The following is a 16,913-nucleotide window of genomic DNA, read 5'->3' on the forward strand; positions in this document are numbered from 1 at the left end:
TATGAAATTTAAAACTCTTACCCTAACCGAAGGAAATAGCATTGCCACTATTGAATTCAATAGACCTGAATCATTGAATGCTGTGAATGAGCAACTTGTTTGGGATTTTCAAGAAGCAACGTCAAGTGTAAGAAATAATGATTCAATAAAGATTTTAGTTATTCAAGGAGAGGGAAGGGCTTTTTGTGCTGGCGCTGATCTTTCAGAAAAAAATTCTTCATGGAATGGTTCCAAAGATGCTTTAATAAGAGGTTATAAACCATTTTTTGAAAATATTATTGAAATGTCAAAACCCGTCATTGCATCAATTAATGGTCCCGCAGCTGGAGTAGGTGCTTCGATTGCCATGGCATGTGACTTAAGAATAATGTCAAAGGATGCTTATATTTTGTCAGTATTTAGTAATATTGCACTTGTTCCAGATGGTGGATTGTCCTGGATGCTTACAAGATTTTTAGGATATGCAAAAGCCTATGAATATGCGATTGAAGCAAAAAAAATTGATTCAGAAGTTTGTCTAAAGTATGGTATTGCAAATAAAGTTGTAGAAAAAAATAATTTAAAAGAAGAGACATTAAAATGGGCAAATGAGCTTATTAAAAGACCATCTCAATCATTAAGTCTTACAAAAAAGCTTATGCGTGAATCATTTAATAATAGCTTCTGGGAAATATATGCCAAAGAAGCCGAAATTCAAAATAATCTAACAAAAAGTGAACAAAATCATGAAGCTGTGAAAGCGTTCTTTGAAAAAAGAAAACCTAATTTTGATTAGACAAGTTTACTAATTCCAACAACTATAGCTTCAAAAGATGCTTTTGTTGTACTAGAATTTATGCCAACTCCCCAGCTTGTTTTGCCATTCATTTCAAGTTCAATATATGCACCGGCTTTAGCATCAGACCCTGATGAAATTGCAGATTGATTGTAATCTGAGACTTTTAGATCAAGATTTAAATTAGTTTTTAATCCATTTATGAAGGCATCAATAGGACCATTTCCTGAACCATTAATAATCTCTTTAGAGTTATTAAAGATCATTTCTAACTCTAAATTATTAGTGTCATCTTTCGAAGAAGATGAATGCTTAATGTACTTATAGCCATTTTTAGGAATCAAAAAATTTTTTTCAAATATTTCCCAAATTTCTAATGTTGATATTTCTTTCCCCGTTTGATCTGCAAGCCTTTGTATTTTTTGACTCATTGAAATTTGTAACCTTCTAGGTAAAGATACTCCATGGTCCTTTTCCAATAAAAATGCAACTCCACCTTTTCCTGATTGTGAGTTAATTCTTACAACTGCTTCATAACTTCTGCCAAGATCTGCTGGATCAATAGGAAGATAAGGAACCGCCCATTTAGGGTCATTAGAGGTTTTCATTGCCTGGAAACCCTTTTTTATTGCATCTTGATGAGAGCCAGAAAAAGCTGTAAATACAAGGTCGCCAGCATATGGATGTCTTGGATGAACCGGTAACTGATTACAAAATTCAACTTCTCGCATTACAGAATTTATATTTGAAAAGTCTAATTTTGGATCTATTCCTTGAGTAAGCATGTTCAATGCAATTGTAACGATATCAACGTTTCCAGTTCTTTCACCATTTCCAAAAAGAGTGCCTTCTATTCTATCTGCTCCGGCCATGACACCAAATTCAGCCGCTGCAACCGCTGTTCCTCGATCATTATGAGGATGAAGACTAAGACAAATATTATCTCTTTCTTTAAGATTACAATGCATCCATTCTATTTGATCTCCATAAATATTAGGAGTGGACATTTCTACTGTAGCTGGAAGATTTATAATGATTTTGTGATTAGTTGAATCTTTAAGAATTTTCACAACAGAATCACAAATCTCTGCAGCATAATCTATTTCAGTACCTGTAAAACTTTCCGGAGAATATTCAAAAGACCAATCAGTGCTTGGATTTTTTTCAGCTAAGTCTTTAATTTTTAATGCTGCATTCATAGCAATATTTTTAATGCCTTCTTTATCTTGATTAAAAACGACTCTTCTTTGTAGTGTGGAAGTTGAATTATAAAAATGTATGATTGCATTTTTAGCTCCCTCAAGTGATTGAAAAGTTTTCTCAATTAATTCATTTCTTGCCTGAGTAAGAACTTGAATATTGACATCGCTTGGAATTCTTTTTTGTTTAATTAAATCTCTTACAAAATCATAATCTGTTTGTGATGCAGACGGAAAACCAACTTCAATTTCTTTAAATCCAAGTTTGCAAAGCAATGCAAACATTCTATTTTTTCTCTCAGAACCCATTGGTTCTATAAGCGCTTGATTGCCATCTCGTAAATCAACAGAACACCAAATTGGTGCTGCGCTAATTACTTTAGTTGGCCATTTTCTATTTTTTAGATTTATGGTCTTAAAAGCCTTATATTTATTTATTGGATTGTCCATTTTACATCAGTAAATGTTAATATTTTTATATATGATAACCCCTTCAGTAAAAACTAACCTAATATTAAAAGAAATGGGCCTTACAAGGTATGAGTTGCGCCCTAAGACTATTAATAACCAAGAAAAAACAATTCATATATATCAAAAAGGAAACATTCTAACATTACTTAATGTTTCGTTTAAGGATTTGGTGAATGAAGAAAAGAAATTATTTGAAGCAATATTAAACTCAATACAAAAAGACAATTTTGATATAGTTAAATTATATTCAGGAAGGATTAAAGATTTATATGACTGTTTAGAAAAACTTACAGATATTAAAGCAGTAATTTCATTTGGAGTTAAGCTTAAACCAAGTTTTAAAAATATTATAAATTCACATGATTTGTATAAAATTCTTGAAAATCCAGCTCTTAAAAAACCTTTATGGCAGCAAATAAAAAATTTGTAAACATAGATGTATAAAATTAGTTTGTTAAGCAAAGCTGATCTTATTGAATCATATGATATCGAAAAAAATATCAATCCCAAACCATGGACTTTTAAAAATTTTATGTCGTCTTATGAAATTGGCCATAAAGGTTTAATTTGTAGAGAAAATAAAGAAATCCTTGGGTTCATTATTTTTTCACCAATTCAAAAAGAGGCACACTTATTAAATATTGGTGTAAAAAAAAATTATCAAAAAAGAGGTGTTGGAAAACTATTAATGCATTCAATGATTTCTCAATGTAAAGCTATGAGTATAAGAAATATATATCTTGAGGTAAGAGTTGGTAATAAAAATGCAATTAATTTTTATTTAAACTTTAACTTCAAGAAAGACGCAATAAGAGAAGGGTATTACTCTGGAAAAAATCCAGAAGATGCATTGTTAATGTCATTGCAAATTTAATTTAAAGAATAGCAAGTATATCTTTTTGAATTTCTTTTGGCTCAATTCTGGGACTAAACCTTTTAATAACCTCACCATTTTTATTTACTAAGAACTTTGAAAAATTCCACTTAATTGATTGAGTACCAAAAGCTCCTGGTTTTTTTCTTTTTAGGTAACTAAACAAAGGATCAGCATTTTTTCCATTAACGTCTATTTTACCAAAAACCTCAAATGTAACTTTAAAGCTCGTTTCACAAAAATTTTTAATATCGTAATTATTTCCAGGTTCTTGTTTGGCAAATTGATTACATGGAAATGCCAAAACTTCAAAATTTTTATCTTTTAATTTTTCATAAAGTTGTTGAAGACCTTTATATTGATATGTAAGTCCGCAATAACTTGCAACATTAACAATTAACAAGGTTTTGCTATTATATTTTGATAAAGATATTTCATTATTATCAATATCTTTTACGTTAAAATTAAAAATGTTATCCATTGAGTGATTATGCTATCAAGAAAATATTCAGTTATTATATAGATAATAAGATCCAAGGCACAAAATAATGAAAAAACTAAACAAATCATATGAAAGAAAATATTAAGTTCTCGTGGAAATCTTTTCACGAATTATCTAATGATGAAATTTATGAAATTTTACATTTAAGACAAGAGGTCTTTGTTGTTGAGCAAAATTGTCCATATTTGGATGCCGATTATTGTGATCAAGATGCTTTTCATCTAATAGGCCGTGAAAGTAACAAATTAGTAGCTTATATGCGAGCATTTGGTCCAAAATTAAAATATGTTGGATCTTCTTTAGGAAGAGTAGTGATCAAAAAAGAATACAGAAATAAGTCATTAGGTAAAAGACTAACTAATATGGGAGTAGCTTTTTTAAATGACAAATTTCCTAATTGTGAAGTTGTTATTTCAGCACAATATCGTTTAAAGGACTTCTACAAAAAACTTGGTTTTACTATCAGAGGTAAAAAATATTTAGAAGATGAAATAGATCATATTCAAATGTACATCTAATTTATATAAAAATTTTTTCTTTAAAAATTACATCACTAATTTCTTCTGATATAAAAGGTGCAAAAGGATGCAATATATATAGTATTTCTTTTAAAAGAGGTTTTAAATTTTTAGTTTTGCCTGATTTTTTACACTCCTCAATATATACGTCACAGAACTTATTCCAAAAAAATTCGTACAACTCATTAATTGCAAAGTCTAGTCGATAGTCACTTATATTTTTGTTAATTTGTTTTTTTGTCTTAGTAAACTCTTCATAAATCCAGTCGTCATTTTTATTTTGGGATTTATATGTTTCATTTGATTCAGAATAGCCCTCTATGAAACGAGCTGCATTCCATATTTTTGTACAAAAATTTCTATATCCTTTAAGTCTTCCAAATTCAAAACTAATGTCTTTGGTATGGGTAGCCAAGGAAAAGAAAGTCATTCTTAAAGCATCTGTTCCGTATGATTCAATTCCATTTGGAAATTGTTTCCTAGTCTTTTTTTCAATTTTTTCTGCAGTGCCTTCTTGCATTAGATTCGCAGTTCTTTTTTTGACTAAATCTTTAAGAGAAATTCCATAGATTAGATCAAGTGGATCTATGATGTTGCCTTTTGATTTTGACATCTTCTGCCCATTTTCGTCTCTTATAAGACCGGTTACGTAAACATTTTTGAAGGGTATTTTTCCGGTAAACTCTAGACTCATCATCATCATTCTTGCTACCCAAAAAAAGATGATATCAAAACCGGTAACTAAAAGTGAGGTAGGAAAAAAATCTTTAAAATCTTCCGTATCTTTGGGCCATCCCAAAGATGCAAACGGCCACAGGCTTGATGAGAACCAGGTATCTAAGACATCCTCGTCTTGAGAAAGATCTTCATTTTGAAGATTATAAAAATTCCTCACGTCAGCTTCATTTTCACCAACAAAAACATTTCCATCTTTATCATACCAAGCAGGTATTCTGTGACCCCACCATATTTGGCGACTAATGCACCAATCTTCAATATTATCCATCCAATTAAAATATGTTTTTATCCAATTTTTCGGATAAAATTTTATATTGCCATTGTTAACTTCTGCATTTGCTTTTTCAGCCATTTCTGAAGTTTTGACATACCATTGACTGCTTAATTTGGGTTCAATTACTATGTTGGATCTTTCCCCTCTTGGCACACTAATTTCATATGCCTCTTCTTTAACTAAGAGTTTTAATTTCGTTAGTTTCTCAATAACTAATTTTCTTACTTTAAACCTATCAAGATTAGTAAATGGCTCAGGTACATTATTATTTGTCCAAGCCTCATCTGTAAAAATATTAATTGGCTCAAAATCATTGATATTTTTTGAACTTAAGACAACATTATTTTTTTCATGAAGTGAATATTTTTTACCAATTTCATAATCATTAAAATCATGCCCAGGAGTAATTTTTAAACATCCCGTACCGAAATCAATATCAACATATTCGTCTCCGATAATTGGAAGTTTTCTTCCAACAAAAGGTAGCAATGCATATTTTCCAATCAAAGATTTATATCTCGAATCATTAGGGTTTACCGCAATAGCCATATCCCCAAACATTGTCTCGGGTCTTGTTGTAGCAACAATTATAAATTCGTTAGAGCCATCTATTGGGTATTTTATAGACCATATTTTGCCCATTTTTTCTTGACGAACAACTTCCAAATCTGACACAGCAGTCTTAAGAGATGGATCCCAGTTAACTAATCTGTAACCTCTATATATTTTCTTCTTCCTGTATAGATCAATAAAAGCTTTTTTAACAGAATCGGAAAATTCATCATCCATTGTAAATCTGTACTTTTTCCAGTCTACGGATGAACCTAGTCTTTTAATTTGCGATTGAATTTCTTCTTCCGAAAAATTCTTCCATTTCCAAACTTCATTAACAAATTCTTCACGCCCAATTTCTTTTCTATAAATATTTTTTTTAACAAGATTATTTTCAACTACAAGTTGTGTTGCAATTCCAGCATGATCTGCGCCGACCTGCCAATGCGTTTTTACTCCAGACATATGATTATATCTAGTATAAAAATCCATTATTGCATATTGAAAACTGTGTCCCATGTGAAGGGTACCAGTAACATTAGGCGGAGGTATTACTTGAGAAAAACTATCTTTACTATCGTTTTTTTCAAAAGTACTTTTTGACCAAATATCAACCCATTTTTCTTCAACTAAAGTTGGGAAATATTTTTTGTCCACAGTCTTTGGTTATTTTAGTTTATTGCTCAACAATAGTTCGCTTATTAATGGCACAGGCCTTCCTGTACCTCCTTTAGGAGAACTATTCCAGGCCGACGCAGCAATATCCATATGAGCCCATTTATAATTCTCAGTAAATTTAGAAAGAAATGCAGCTGCATGAATTGTTCCTGCTTCTCTCCCTCCACCAATATTTGCTAAATCAGCAAAGTTAGTTTTTGTACATGTCTTATATTCGTCCCAAAGTGGCAGTTGCCAGGCTCTATCTCCTGTATCTTCTCCTGATTCAAGAATTTTATCTGCAAGAAACTGATTGTTAGCCATAACTCCGCTTGCATGACTTCCTAGTGCAACTACAACTGCACCTGTGAGCGTTGCCATATCTATTACATAAGAAGGTTTATATTTGCCAACATATGTAAGCGCATCACATAATACAAGGCGTCCTTCAGCATCAGTATTTAGTATTTCTATTGTTTGTCCTGACATTGAAGTGACCACATCTCCAGGTTTTGTGGCTCTCGCAGAGGGCATATTCTCTGCACATGCCATTATTCCTACTACATTAACTTTTGCGTTTAGTCTTGCAAGCATGCTCATTACACCAAAAACTGAGGCTGCACCACACATATCCCATTTCATTTCATCCATAGCTGGACTTGGCTTAATTGAAATTCCACCAGTATCAAATGTTATACCTTTGCCAACTAGCGCAACAGGTTTTTCACTTGCGGAGCCTCCTTTATATTCAATTACCATCATACGAGAAGGTTCATCACTTCCATGACCAACACTAAGAAAAGATCCCATTCCTAACTTAGCAAGATCTTTTTCATTAAAGGATTTTATTTTAAGGCTAGGAAAATCTCTTTTCATAGCTTTTACCTTTTTTTCAATAATTCTTGGTGTGCAGTGATTTGCAGGCAGATCACCAAGATATTTTGCAGTATTTACACCTTCTCCAATTGCAAAACCTTTTTTTGCATATTGTTTGCCCTTTAATATTTCTTGATTTGAAAAGTCTGATGTTAATATTTGTAATCTCTTAAGGGTTGGCTTAATTGCAGTTTTATTTTTTGTTTGAGAAAAAATATATGCATTTGATTCAACAACACGCGCAATTGTCTCAATTACCCAAAACTTGTTCTTACTCTTTGGAGCAACTGCATCTATTAAAATTGAAATATCGTTACATTTATATTGATTTGCAGTTCTTGTAATCGATTGAAAATGTTTTAACCATTTGTATATTTGATCTTCTTTTGACAAAGATTTGATCAATAAAATATTTTTAGCTTTAACACCCTGTATTTGAGGCAGCAAAACGGTATTTGTTTTATCTCTTAATTGATTGGCTATTGTTTTAGAAATATAGCCATTGGAAACGCCATCAATTTCTTTAAACACTTTATTTTTTTTTGTATTAGTATTTACTGGAATAACAAGCATAGACGTATTTAGATTTGCAATACGCATTGATGAAGTATCTTTTAATGAAACAGAATTTAAAACTTTATATGCCATTTAAGGTCTCCTAAATATATTTTTTATTGATATGATAAATATTGTAATGCATCATAGTTCTTAAGGCATGTATAAAAAAGATATTCTTTTGAAAAGTTTAAATACTGAGGTATTTAAATCAACTTTTGGTATTCTATTAATCTTTTTTTTATTAGTAGTAGGCACAAGAGCAGTAGGATATTTTGAACAAGCTTCTGAAGGTATTATTAATCCAAATCTAATATATAAGATAATTTTTTTAAGAATTCCAGATTTCATCACCTTACTGATTCCGCTATCTTTTTTTTTAGGAGTTTTACTAACTATAAGCAGAATGTACGCAGATAGAGAAATTTACGCATTTTTTTCAGTTGGTCTGTCATCAATAGATCTTATAAAGTTTCTAATACCGCAAACAGCCCTATATTTTTTTTTAACACTTTTGTTGAGCGTATACATTGCACCACATTCAAAATTTTTATCTGAAGAATTACTTAATCAGGAAAAAATATCAGATCAGATTCTTTCTATAAAGTCTAATGATTTAGTAAATTTAAAGGGAATTAATGGATTTATTTACTCAAGAGCAAACAAAGAAGATTTTCTAGAAGAAGTTTCATTGTTTGTATCGAATGAAAGTAACACAACTTTTGTGACGGCAGAAAAGCTGTTTCTTGATGAAGAAACATCTACCTCAAATAAATTTTTATTAGAAAACGGAACTTTATATAGCGGTATTTTTACAAACAATACCAGACTAACCTCAAAATTTGAAAAATTTAATTTTGTTATCGATTCAAAATTAGAAAAGACTAACAACTTAAGTTTTTCAAAAATATTTGATTTTAATGATTCTTCTATAAAAGCATCTACACAATGGAATATATCAATTCCTATAACAATAATAGTTTTAATGATTTTGAGTATTTATTTGGGAAGAGTAAATCCAAGACAAGGAAGGCTATCAATAATAATTCCTGGAATGCTTATATATGTAACATATTTAAGCCTATTAATATTAAGTAGAGAGCAGATTTCAAATGGAACCAATTTTGAAATGTGGTATGTTCATTTAGCATTTATTTGTTTTGGACTCATATATGCAAATAAAGAATATTTTAAAATAAGTAGATCTGGGATTATCTTCGATAAAAATAATCTTCATTTTAAATATGCCCTTGGATTCATTTTATTGTTGCTAATTTTTTGGTTGGTTTAGTTATGGGAATATTTACAAAATATTTAATTAAAAGATCTTTTATAACAATACTAATAGTTCTATTAATTTTTACTTTTTTAGACTTATTATTTAATTTAATATCAGACCTTGAAAATGTAAGTCAAACTTATTCATTTATGTCCTCTTTAAAATATGTTTTATTATCAGCACCATATAGGTCAATTACTTTTTTGGAGGCATCATGTTTACTTGGAACAATTGTTGCTATGGGTATATCTCAGCTTGAGGGAAATTTAAATGTTCTTAGATCAAGCGGCATGTCACCATTTAAAATTGTGTCCATAACAAGCATAAGCGCCTTATTTATTTCATTATTTTTCTTAAGTCTAAATGAGATATCTTTTAATAAAATATACTTAGATGCAAAAATAGATAGGGATGAAAATATAAATAAAACAAGCCTATCAAGTTCAGATCTTAAATGGATAAAAGATGGAGATTCTTTTCTAGGGTATACCCATATTTATGAAAATATCATATATAACCCTATGTTTATAAAGAAACTTAATAATGAAATTCAGTATGCTAAAAAAGCTGATACTGCTGAATTCGAGGACTCTAAATTGACCTTTTTAAATAATTATAGTTTTCATGCATACATTCTTTCTAATGCTGATTCAAAAAAAGAAGAATTTACTCTTCCTTATTTTGCAAAAGTTAATATAAAAAATGTTAATAACCTTAGCCTTAAAAAATTACTAGTTCATAATAAAAATGTTGATGCAAACAATATTTATAATGATAATTTGTTAAAAAAACATCTCCAAAAAGCCATATATGAGATACTGTTTGCACCAATTTCAATTTTTATATTAATTGTCTTTTGTGGTTCTTATATATTTGGTTCTTTAAGAGAGTCAAATCCATCTTCAAAAATTATATTTGCTGTGATAGTTAGTTTCTTGTACAAGACCACTCAGGATTTCTCAATTAGTTTTTTTATCTCCTATAACTTACCCCTAATAATAGGTGTAATTTTACCCTCAACTGTAGTTGGACTCATTGCAATTAATTTATATAAAAAAATCTAGATATTTCTTAGTCTTGTTTTAGATATCAAATCACTTAAAGTAATCCCATCCCTAGAAAAGTAAATTTGTAACATTGGTATGCCCAAAGTTATTATAACGAATATATTTGCTACAAATCTTAGAAATGTTTGATAAATTTTTATTTTTTTATTATTTTTTGCATATATTTCTATTTTCCATACAGACATCCCAAGTGTTTTGCCTCCAACTATCCAAAAATAACTATAAAATGCCCATGATGAAAAGAAAACTAAAGTTAATCCAATCCATGGATTAATTATCTCGCCGCCATTTATTAAAAGCGCTGCTGAGCCTACTGCAAACCAGACCCCAAGAAGAAGAAAAAAATCATATATTGTTGACGCAACTCTTTTAAATATTAAAACTTTGTGTGATTTTTTTGACATTTTGCTATAGTACTTAAAAGAATTATAAATATAAACATTTATGCAAGTTTCCTCTGATTTTTTAGGTCATCCAAAAGGACTATATGTTTGTTTTGCCACAGAAATGTGGGAAAGGTTTTCATACTATGGTATGAGGGCTCTTTTAATCTTTTATCTTACTCAACATTGGGAATTTTCTGATGGTGTAAGTTATTTAATTTATGCTGCATATACATCTTTGGTATATATAACACCAGTTTTTGGTGGAATTATTGCTGATCAAATTTTGGGTTCAAAGAAATCAGTTACCTATGGTGCAATTCTTTTAGTATTGGGCCATTCGGGGATGGCAGTAGAGAGCAATGTTCAAATCTTTTATATTTCATTAGCTCTTATTGTTGCGGGAGTTGGTTTTTTAAAACCAAATATCTCTACAATGGTTGGTTCTTTATATAAAGAAGGTGATCCAAGAAGAGACTCAGGTTTTACTATTTTTTACATGGGTATAAATATTGGTGCTTTCAGCGCATCATTATTATGTGGATATCTTGGCCAAACATTTGGTTGGGCATATGGATTCGGTGCAGCTGGTATAGGCATGTTGCTTGGGTTAATAATCTTTTTATGGGGTCAAAAATACCTGGAAGGTTTAGCTGAGCCACCTTCAAACAAATATAAAGAGATAAAAATGGGATTATCTTATGAATATTGGGCTTATTTATCAGGTGTAGCGATAGTATTAGTTGCATGGTTTTTAGTTCAAAATCAGCAAGTTGTTCAAAATCTTTTAAGTGGCTTTGGATTAATATTTATTGGAGCATGGTTGGGCTATGCCTTGTTTAAATGTCCTCCACAAGAACGCGACCGATTGATTGCTATTGGAGTATTAATATTATTTTCATTAATATTTTGGGCGCTTTTTGAACAAGCGGGGTCTTCACTAAATATACTTACAGATAGAGGCGTCGATAGAACCTTATTTGGATATGAAGTTCCTGCATCAATGTTTCAATCTTTAAATGCTGGTTTTATATTTACTATTGCACCACTTTTTGCAATGTTATGGATTTCATTAGCAAAAAAAGGAATGGAGCCGTCAACACCTATTAAGTTTGCAATGGGATTAATTTTTGTTGGTTTGGGCTTCTTAGTTCTGGTTTTTGGAATGCAATCCTCCTCTGGTCTTCAAACAGGCCTAGTTTGGATAGTTTTAATTTACTTATTACATACTATTGGTGAACTTTGCTTATCTCCTGTTGGATTATCTTCTGTTACAAAACTTTCTCCTCAAAGAATTGTTGGTTTTATGATGGGAATGTGGTTTTTTGCATCTGCTGCTGGAAATTTTGTTGCTGGCAAAATTGCTCAGGCAACATCAAGTGATGGATCAAGCGTAACTGGCGAAGTATTCTCTATATCTCAAAAAATATCTTTTATGGATGTCTATACAAGTGTTGGACTAATAGCAATAGGTTGCGGCATTTTCCTAATACTAATAACTCCAATTTTGAAAAAATTGATGCATGGTGCAAGTTAAAAACAAAAAAGATCCTGTTAAGAAAAATATGGATAAGTTTCATAAGCCAAAAACACATAAAGATAAAACAAAATATGATAGAAAAAAGAATTTTAAGAAACTTGATTAAGATTAACTAGAATTTTTTTATAAATATCTTTTAAAGTCCAAAGTTCACTAATTTTTATATTTTCATCTATTTGATGAATGGATTCATTCAGCGGACCTAATTCAACAATTTCTGTATCCATTTTTGCAACAAATCTTCCGTCTGAAGTTCCACCTTTTGCGTTTAAATCCGGTAGATAACCTGTAATAGACTCAATTGAATTTACCACTATATCTTTAAGTTTATTTTTTGTTGTAAGATATGGGAGACCACTTAATTTCCAATCAATTTCATATTCCACTTTAAATGAATTAAGAATACTCTCAAATTCATTTACTAAACTTTCTTTAGATGACTCTGTAGAGTATCTAAAATTAAATAACATCTCTAAATGACCTGGAACTATATTTTTTGCTCCAGTTCCAGAATGTATATTTGAGATCTGGAAACTGGTTGGTTGAAAAATAGCATTACCATTATCCCAAACTGTATTTTTTAATTTAACTATTATGTCGCTAGCAGAAAAAATTGGATTATTTACATTTTCTGGATAAGCAATATGACCTTGTTTACCAATAATCTTTAGGAATCCTCCAAGTGAACCTCTTCTTCCAATCCTAATACTATCACCAATTTTTTCATATGATGTTGGCTCTCCAATTAGACAAAGATCAATTTTTTCACCTTTAGAAAGCATGTCATCAACGATTTTATCTATAAAACCATCTTTTGCATCACCTTCTTCATTACTAGTGAGTAAGATAGCTATCTTAAAATTTATATTTTTATTTGATTCAAAAAACTCTTCAAGTGATTCTAAAAAGGCAGCTATTGATGCTTTCATGTCTGCCGTACCTCTTCCATACATAATATCTCCATCGATATGTGCAGAGAAGGGATGATGTTTCCATTGTTCCTCAGGACCTGTTGGGACTACATCTGTATGTCCTAAAAAACAAAATAACTCACCTTTGTCACCAAATGTTGCGTAAAGGTTTTCGACATTCGAATAGTTGATTCTTTCACATTGAAAATTTAATTTTTGTAATCTTTCTTCTATTAAATCAAAGCATCCTAAATCTTTGGGTGAAATCGACTCTATTCTGACCAACTTTTGAAGAAATTCAATCATTTTTATGCAGCTCCTCATTAAGAGAAATGTTATTTTTGTTATATTTGGCGGTTACTTTACCATTAAGAGAATTTCTTATAAACGTAAGATTTGAAAGACCGGATAATTCAGATGCTTTAGATATACCTTCGGAGATATTCTTTTCATTAAAAAGTTCAACCTTTGTGCCGCTTGTTAAATAAAGACCAGCTTCAACTATACAGTTATCACCTAGCGGAATACCTAGCCCAGAATTTGCCCCTAGCAAGCAATTTTTACCAATTGAAATTTTAACATTGTTTCCTCCAGACAAAGTGCCCATAGTACTGCATCCACCTCCAAGATCTGAGCCATCACCAACAATTACTCCAGAAGAAATTCTACCTTCTATCATTGCTTTACCCAAAGTGCCAGCATTAAAATTCACAAATCCTTCGTGCATAATTGTTGTTCCTTCACTTAAATAAGCACCTAATCTGACTCTTGAAATATCAGCTATTCTTACATTGTTTGGAACTATGTAGTCTGTTAGACAGGGAAATTTATCTAAAGATCTAATGTATAAATCATTCATATTAAGTCTTGATTCACGCATACACGATTCTATTTCATCAACAGCAATAGGACCTTTATTTGTCCAAGCAACATTTGGAAGAATTGAGAAAAGACCATCAAAATTTAGACTATTTGGTAATACTAGTTTATGTGAGATTAAATGAAGCTTTAAATATGCATCTTCAATAGAGCTGATAGAGTTTTGCAGTTCAGATCCTGATACATTTATTTCTATAAGTTCTTTATCATCAGTATTAATTTCTTGAATATCTTTACCTATATTTGTGCCATTAAAGTCTATAAAATGAAAATATACATCAAGTACTTTTCCATTTTTAGATTTAGTTGCAATGCCTTTGGCAGTAATTTTCATAGCCATATTATAATTTGAGAAAAAAGTTATTTATATAACTTCTCGCAACTGTTTTGAAATTTTACTTATGTTACTTTGTGTTATTAATGAAGAATTATTACTACTTATCTCAAAGGTATCTTCAACCTTTTCTCCTAAGGTATTTATTCTCGCCGCATAAATAGATGCTTCATTTTCCAATAAAACTTTTGCAATTCTGGACAATAAAAAAGGTGAATTAGATGTTTCTATAGTTAAAAAATTTCTTTTATTTTTTTTATCTTCAAAATTAGATATTTTTGTTATTTGTTTGAAGTTCGATTTTTTATAATTTAATCTTTTAGGATTTTGGGGAGGTTTATTTTCGTGATAGCTTTTTTTAATTCTCCTAATAATGTCATCAATCTCTTGTTTGCTTAACCCTCTATCATGATGTAAAAATTTAGTAATAAATGTATTTACCGCGATAGCATTATCTGTGCTTGTAGATATATTTGCATCTATTATCTCCAAACCAGAAGATTCTATAGCTTTCACTAATTTTAAAAATAATCCATCTCTATTTGAGACTTTTATGAATATTTCTATCAGATTATCAAATGATTTTTTACAATCTACTATAAAATCCTGTTTTGATTTAAGAATAAGTTCCGCATGCCATTTTATTTTATCCGATTTATATTTATTAAAATAATCTTCATCAAAGACAGACCAAAATTTATTTATAATTTTTGCTTTTTTGGCATCAAAATCTTTAAGAACAGAATTTTTTCTATCTTGAGATATTTCAATAGATTTTTTTATTGGCTCTTTGTTAATTTTAGAGCGAGCTAAAAGGAATAAATCTTTGAGTAATTTATGCTTCCATCCATTCCAAAGTGCAGGATTTGTTGCTTTTATATCATTAATTGTTAAAAGGTATAGATAGTCTAACTTTTCTGTATTCTCAACCAATTCAACAAAGTGATTAATAATTTCGCCATCGTAAATATCTTTTTTTTGAGATATTGATGACATTAATAAATGATTTTCTACTAACCAAGAAATAAGTTCTCCATCTGACAAAGACAAACCCATTCTTTTTGCAAATTTTATACTTGACTCAGCTCCTATGATTGAATGATCACCGCCTTTTCCTTTCCCAAGATCATGAAAAAAGCCAGCCAAATAAAGAATTTCGATTTTTGGTAATTTATTGATTAGTTCGTATTCTAATTTAAACTCTTTTGATTCATAAAGCTTCATCTGCCTCATGTTTCTTACTAATTTAAATGTATGCTCATCAACTGTATATGCATGAAATAAATCAAATTGCATTTGTCCAACAACTTCATCAAACTCAGGAATATATTTTTGAAGAATTCCAATATCTTTCATGGTTTTTAAAATTGACGATAAATTATATTTAGACTTAAGAATTTCAATAAATTTATTTGCATAAACTTGGTTATTCTTAAATTTATGGTCAATTAAGGTTAAGTTTTCACGAAGCAAAGAAGAGGAAAATGTATCAATTTTATTTATTTTCTTATTATTACCAATAAATATAAATATATCGAAAATCAAGTTTTTGTTGTTCATTAAGTCAACATTATTTAAACCAATCTTTTTTCCGTATAAGTAAAAATCTTTATATTTTCTTTTTATAGACAAAGTATTTTTTTCTTTGAAGCTTTCAATTACAAAGTTATTAAAATTAGATAAATTTGATGCATTTTCGTAATATTTTTGCATCATTAATTCTACAATTTCTTTATTTTTAGCTTTTTTTACTTTGGCTTTTTTTGAAATTTCTATTTGAGATTCAAAGCCAAGCGTATTAGATTTTGTAATTAAATTAGTCGCATATCGTAAAGTTTTAATAAAGTTATAAGAATTAATTGTTCCTTTATAAAGTGATCCAAAATCACTAGACTGTAATATTGAAACACCATCCCACAATTCGAAACAGTGATGTAAAATCCATAAGGCATTTTGAAAGTCTCTTAGGCCGCCAGGCGATTCTTTTAAATTTGGCTCTAAATTATATTGAGTTGAGAAAAAACTTTTATGTCGAAGTTCTTGTTCCAATATTTTTGCTTTAAAAAATTTCTTTTTAGGCCATTTATCTAAAAGTGTTTTCTGCAATTTAGTGTTTATCTTTTGATCAGCTATTATCGGTCTATTTGTAAGATAAGAAGTAAATTCTTTTGGATCTTGTTTACTAATTTGATTTACTTCTTTAATTGTTCTAACGGAATGACCAATCTTAAATCCAGAGTCCCAAAGTTTAGCAATAAATTTTTCAATAGCATCAAAGTTTTTAATATCGTTAGAATTCTTAATTATTGATATATCAATATCAGAAGATGGAAACATTTCTTGTTTACCAAACCCTCCATTTGCATATAATGAATATTCCTGATGAAGATTATTTTCTTTAAATAATGTGGCCACCATCCTTTCTATTTTTTTTGAATTTAATTCTAAAGCTTTATTAATTTTTTCTGGAGTAGAATAAAATTCTGGAAAGTTATCCCAAAAATCATATTGTGAATTTTGAATTAGCAC

At 29.9% G+C, this 16,913-nt stretch carries 15 protein-coding genes; 7 read left to right on the plus strand and 8 right to left on the minus strand.

The annotated features are described in order from the left end of the window. Position 1: 1 nt before the first annotated feature. Positions 2-775 (plus strand): enoyl-CoA hydratase/isomerase family protein, encoded by a 774-nt coding sequence (locus tag M9C80_01285; protein URQ69816.1) that lies wholly within the window; start codon positions 2-4, stop codon positions 773-775. Here the strand turns inward: M9C80_01285 and leuA are convergent. Further along, on the minus strand, positions 772-2,424 hold the full coding sequence (leuA, locus tag M9C80_01290) for a 2-isopropylmalate synthase (GenBank protein ID URQ69817.1): 1,653 nt from the start codon (positions 2,422-2,424) through the stop codon (positions 772-774). The genes M9C80_01285 and leuA overlap by 4 nt on opposite strands. A gap of 31 nt (positions 2,425-2,455) precedes the next feature. On the opposite strand from leuA, the gene M9C80_01295 reads away from it, so the two are divergent. Both M9C80_01295 and rimI read left to right on the plus strand, forming a co-directional pair. Then, positions 2,456-2,875 (plus strand): DNA polymerase III subunit psi, encoded by a 420-nt coding sequence (locus tag M9C80_01295; GenBank protein URQ69818.1) that lies wholly within the window; start codon positions 2,456-2,458, stop codon positions 2,873-2,875. Positions 2,876-2,881: 6 nt separating this feature from the next. After that, complete coding sequence (gene rimI, locus M9C80_01300) at positions 2,882-3,319, plus strand: ribosomal protein S18-alanine N-acetyltransferase (protein URQ69819.1); 438 nt, start codon at positions 2,882-2,884, stop codon at positions 3,317-3,319. Between the two features lies 1 nt (position 3,320). On the opposite strand, the gene M9C80_01305 is transcribed toward rimI, so the two are convergent. After that, the gene (locus M9C80_01305; protein URQ69820.1) at positions 3,321-3,800 is read right to left on the minus strand and encodes a glutathione peroxidase; all 480 of its coding nucleotides are present in this window, start codon (positions 3,798-3,800) and stop codon (positions 3,321-3,323) included. 89 nt (positions 3,801-3,889) lie between these two features. Here M9C80_01305 and M9C80_01310 point away from each other — a divergent pair, with 89 nt between their 5' ends. Continuing rightward, positions 3,890-4,339, plus strand: coding sequence for a GNAT family N-acetyltransferase (locus M9C80_01310; GenBank protein ID URQ69821.1), 450 nt, complete (start codon positions 3,890-3,892; stop codon positions 4,337-4,339). A 1-nt stretch (position 4,340) separates the two neighbouring features. Here the strand turns inward: M9C80_01310 and M9C80_01315 are convergent, their stop codons facing one another. Both M9C80_01315 and M9C80_01320 read right to left on the minus strand, forming a co-directional pair. Beyond that, positions 4,341-6,560, minus strand: coding sequence for a valine--tRNA ligase (locus M9C80_01315; protein ID URQ69822.1), 2,220 nt, complete (start codon positions 6,558-6,560; stop codon positions 4,341-4,343). A gap of 9 nt (positions 6,561-6,569) precedes the next feature. Further along, positions 6,570-8,084 carry a leucyl aminopeptidase gene (locus M9C80_01320; GenBank protein URQ69823.1) on the minus strand — a complete coding sequence of 505 codons (1,515 nt, stop codon included), beginning with the start codon at positions 8,082-8,084 and terminating at the stop codon, positions 6,570-6,572. An 88-nt stretch (positions 8,085-8,172) separates the two neighbouring features. On the opposite strand from M9C80_01320, the gene M9C80_01325 reads away from it, so the two are divergent. Both M9C80_01325 and M9C80_01330 read left to right on the plus strand, forming a co-directional pair. Further along, positions 8,173-9,282: an LptF/LptG family permease gene (locus M9C80_01325; protein URQ69824.1), complete on the plus strand. Its 1,110-nt coding sequence runs from the start codon at positions 8,173-8,175 to the stop codon at positions 9,280-9,282. 2 nt (positions 9,283-9,284) lie between these two features. Then, a complete protein-coding gene (locus M9C80_01330) occupies positions 9,285-10,334 on the plus strand; it encodes an LptF/LptG family permease (GenBank protein URQ69825.1) in 1,050 nt (349 codons plus the stop codon). Here the strand turns inward: M9C80_01330 and M9C80_01335 are convergent. Beyond that, positions 10,331-10,741, minus strand: coding sequence for an RDD family protein (locus M9C80_01335; GenBank protein URQ69826.1), 411 nt, complete (start codon positions 10,739-10,741; stop codon positions 10,331-10,333). The two genes, M9C80_01330 and M9C80_01335, sit on opposite strands and share 4 nt — an antisense overlap. Before the next feature lie 40 nt (positions 10,742-10,781). Here M9C80_01335 and M9C80_01340 point away from each other — a divergent pair, with 40 nt between their 5' ends. Beyond that, positions 10,782-12,257, plus strand: a complete 1,476-nt coding sequence (locus M9C80_01340) for a peptide MFS transporter (GenBank protein ID URQ69827.1) — start codon at positions 10,782-10,784, stop codon at positions 12,255-12,257. A gap of 92 nt (positions 12,258-12,349) precedes the next feature. On the opposite strand, the gene dapE is transcribed toward M9C80_01340, so the two are convergent. The 3 genes from dapE to glnD are packed head-to-tail and all read right to left on the minus strand — an operon-like array spanning position 12,350 to position 16,913. After that, the gene (dapE, locus tag M9C80_01345) at positions 12,350-13,477 is read right to left on the minus strand and encodes a succinyl-diaminopimelate desuccinylase (GenBank protein URQ69828.1); all 1,128 of its coding nucleotides are present in this window, start codon (positions 13,475-13,477) and stop codon (positions 12,350-12,352) included. Next, positions 13,470-14,384: a 2,3,4,5-tetrahydropyridine-2,6-carboxylate N-succinyltransferase gene (locus tag M9C80_01350; GenBank protein ID URQ69829.1), complete on the minus strand. Its 915-nt coding sequence runs from the start codon at positions 14,382-14,384 to the stop codon at positions 13,470-13,472. Before M9C80_01350 ends, dapE begins: the two co-directional genes overlap by 8 nt. Before the next feature lie 30 nt (positions 14,385-14,414). Further along, positions 14,415-16,913, minus strand: a complete 2,499-nt coding sequence (gene glnD / locus M9C80_01355) for a [protein-PII] uridylyltransferase (protein URQ69830.1) — start codon at positions 16,911-16,913, stop codon at positions 14,415-14,417.

It is taken from the genome of SAR86 cluster bacterium, assembly GCA_023703615.1.
Classification (GTDB): domain Bacteria; phylum Pseudomonadota; class Gammaproteobacteria; order Magnimaribacterales; family D2472; genus MED-G85.

Coding starts and splice junctions, on each gene's coding strand:
- M9C80_01340 (URQ69827.1), top strand. CDS start 10,782: ATGCAAGTTTCCTCTGATTTTTTAGGTCATCCAAAAGGACTATATGTT.
- M9C80_01335 (URQ69826.1), bottom strand. CDS start 10,741: ATGTCAAAAAAATCACACAAAGTTTTAATATTTAAAAGAGTTGCGTCA.
- leuA (URQ69817.1), bottom strand. CDS start 2,424: ATGGACAATCCAATAAATAAATATAAGGCTTTTAAGACCATAAATCTA.
- M9C80_01305 (URQ69820.1), bottom strand. CDS start 3,800: ATGGATAACATTTTTAATTTTAACGTAAAAGATATTGATAATAATGAA.
- M9C80_01330 (URQ69825.1), top strand. CDS start 9,285: ATGGGAATATTTACAAAATATTTAATTAAAAGATCTTTTATAACAATA.
- dapE (URQ69828.1), bottom strand. CDS start 13,477: ATGATTGAATTTCTTCAAAAGTTGGTCAGAATAGAGTCGATTTCACCC.
- M9C80_01285 (URQ69816.1), top strand. CDS start 2: ATGAAATTTAAAACTCTTACCCTAACCGAAGGAAATAGCATTGCCACT.
- M9C80_01350 (URQ69829.1), bottom strand. CDS start 14,384: ATGAAAATTACTGCCAAAGGCATTGCAACTAAATCTAAAAATGGAAAA.
- rimI (URQ69819.1), top strand. CDS start 2,882: ATGTATAAAATTAGTTTGTTAAGCAAAGCTGATCTTATTGAATCATAT.
- M9C80_01295 (URQ69818.1), top strand. CDS start 2,456: ATGATAACCCCTTCAGTAAAAACTAACCTAATATTAAAAGAAATGGGC.
- M9C80_01320 (URQ69823.1), bottom strand. CDS start 8,084: ATGGCATATAAAGTTTTAAATTCTGTTTCATTAAAAGATACTTCATCA.
- M9C80_01310 (URQ69821.1), top strand. CDS start 3,890: ATGAAAGAAAATATTAAGTTCTCGTGGAAATCTTTTCACGAATTATCT.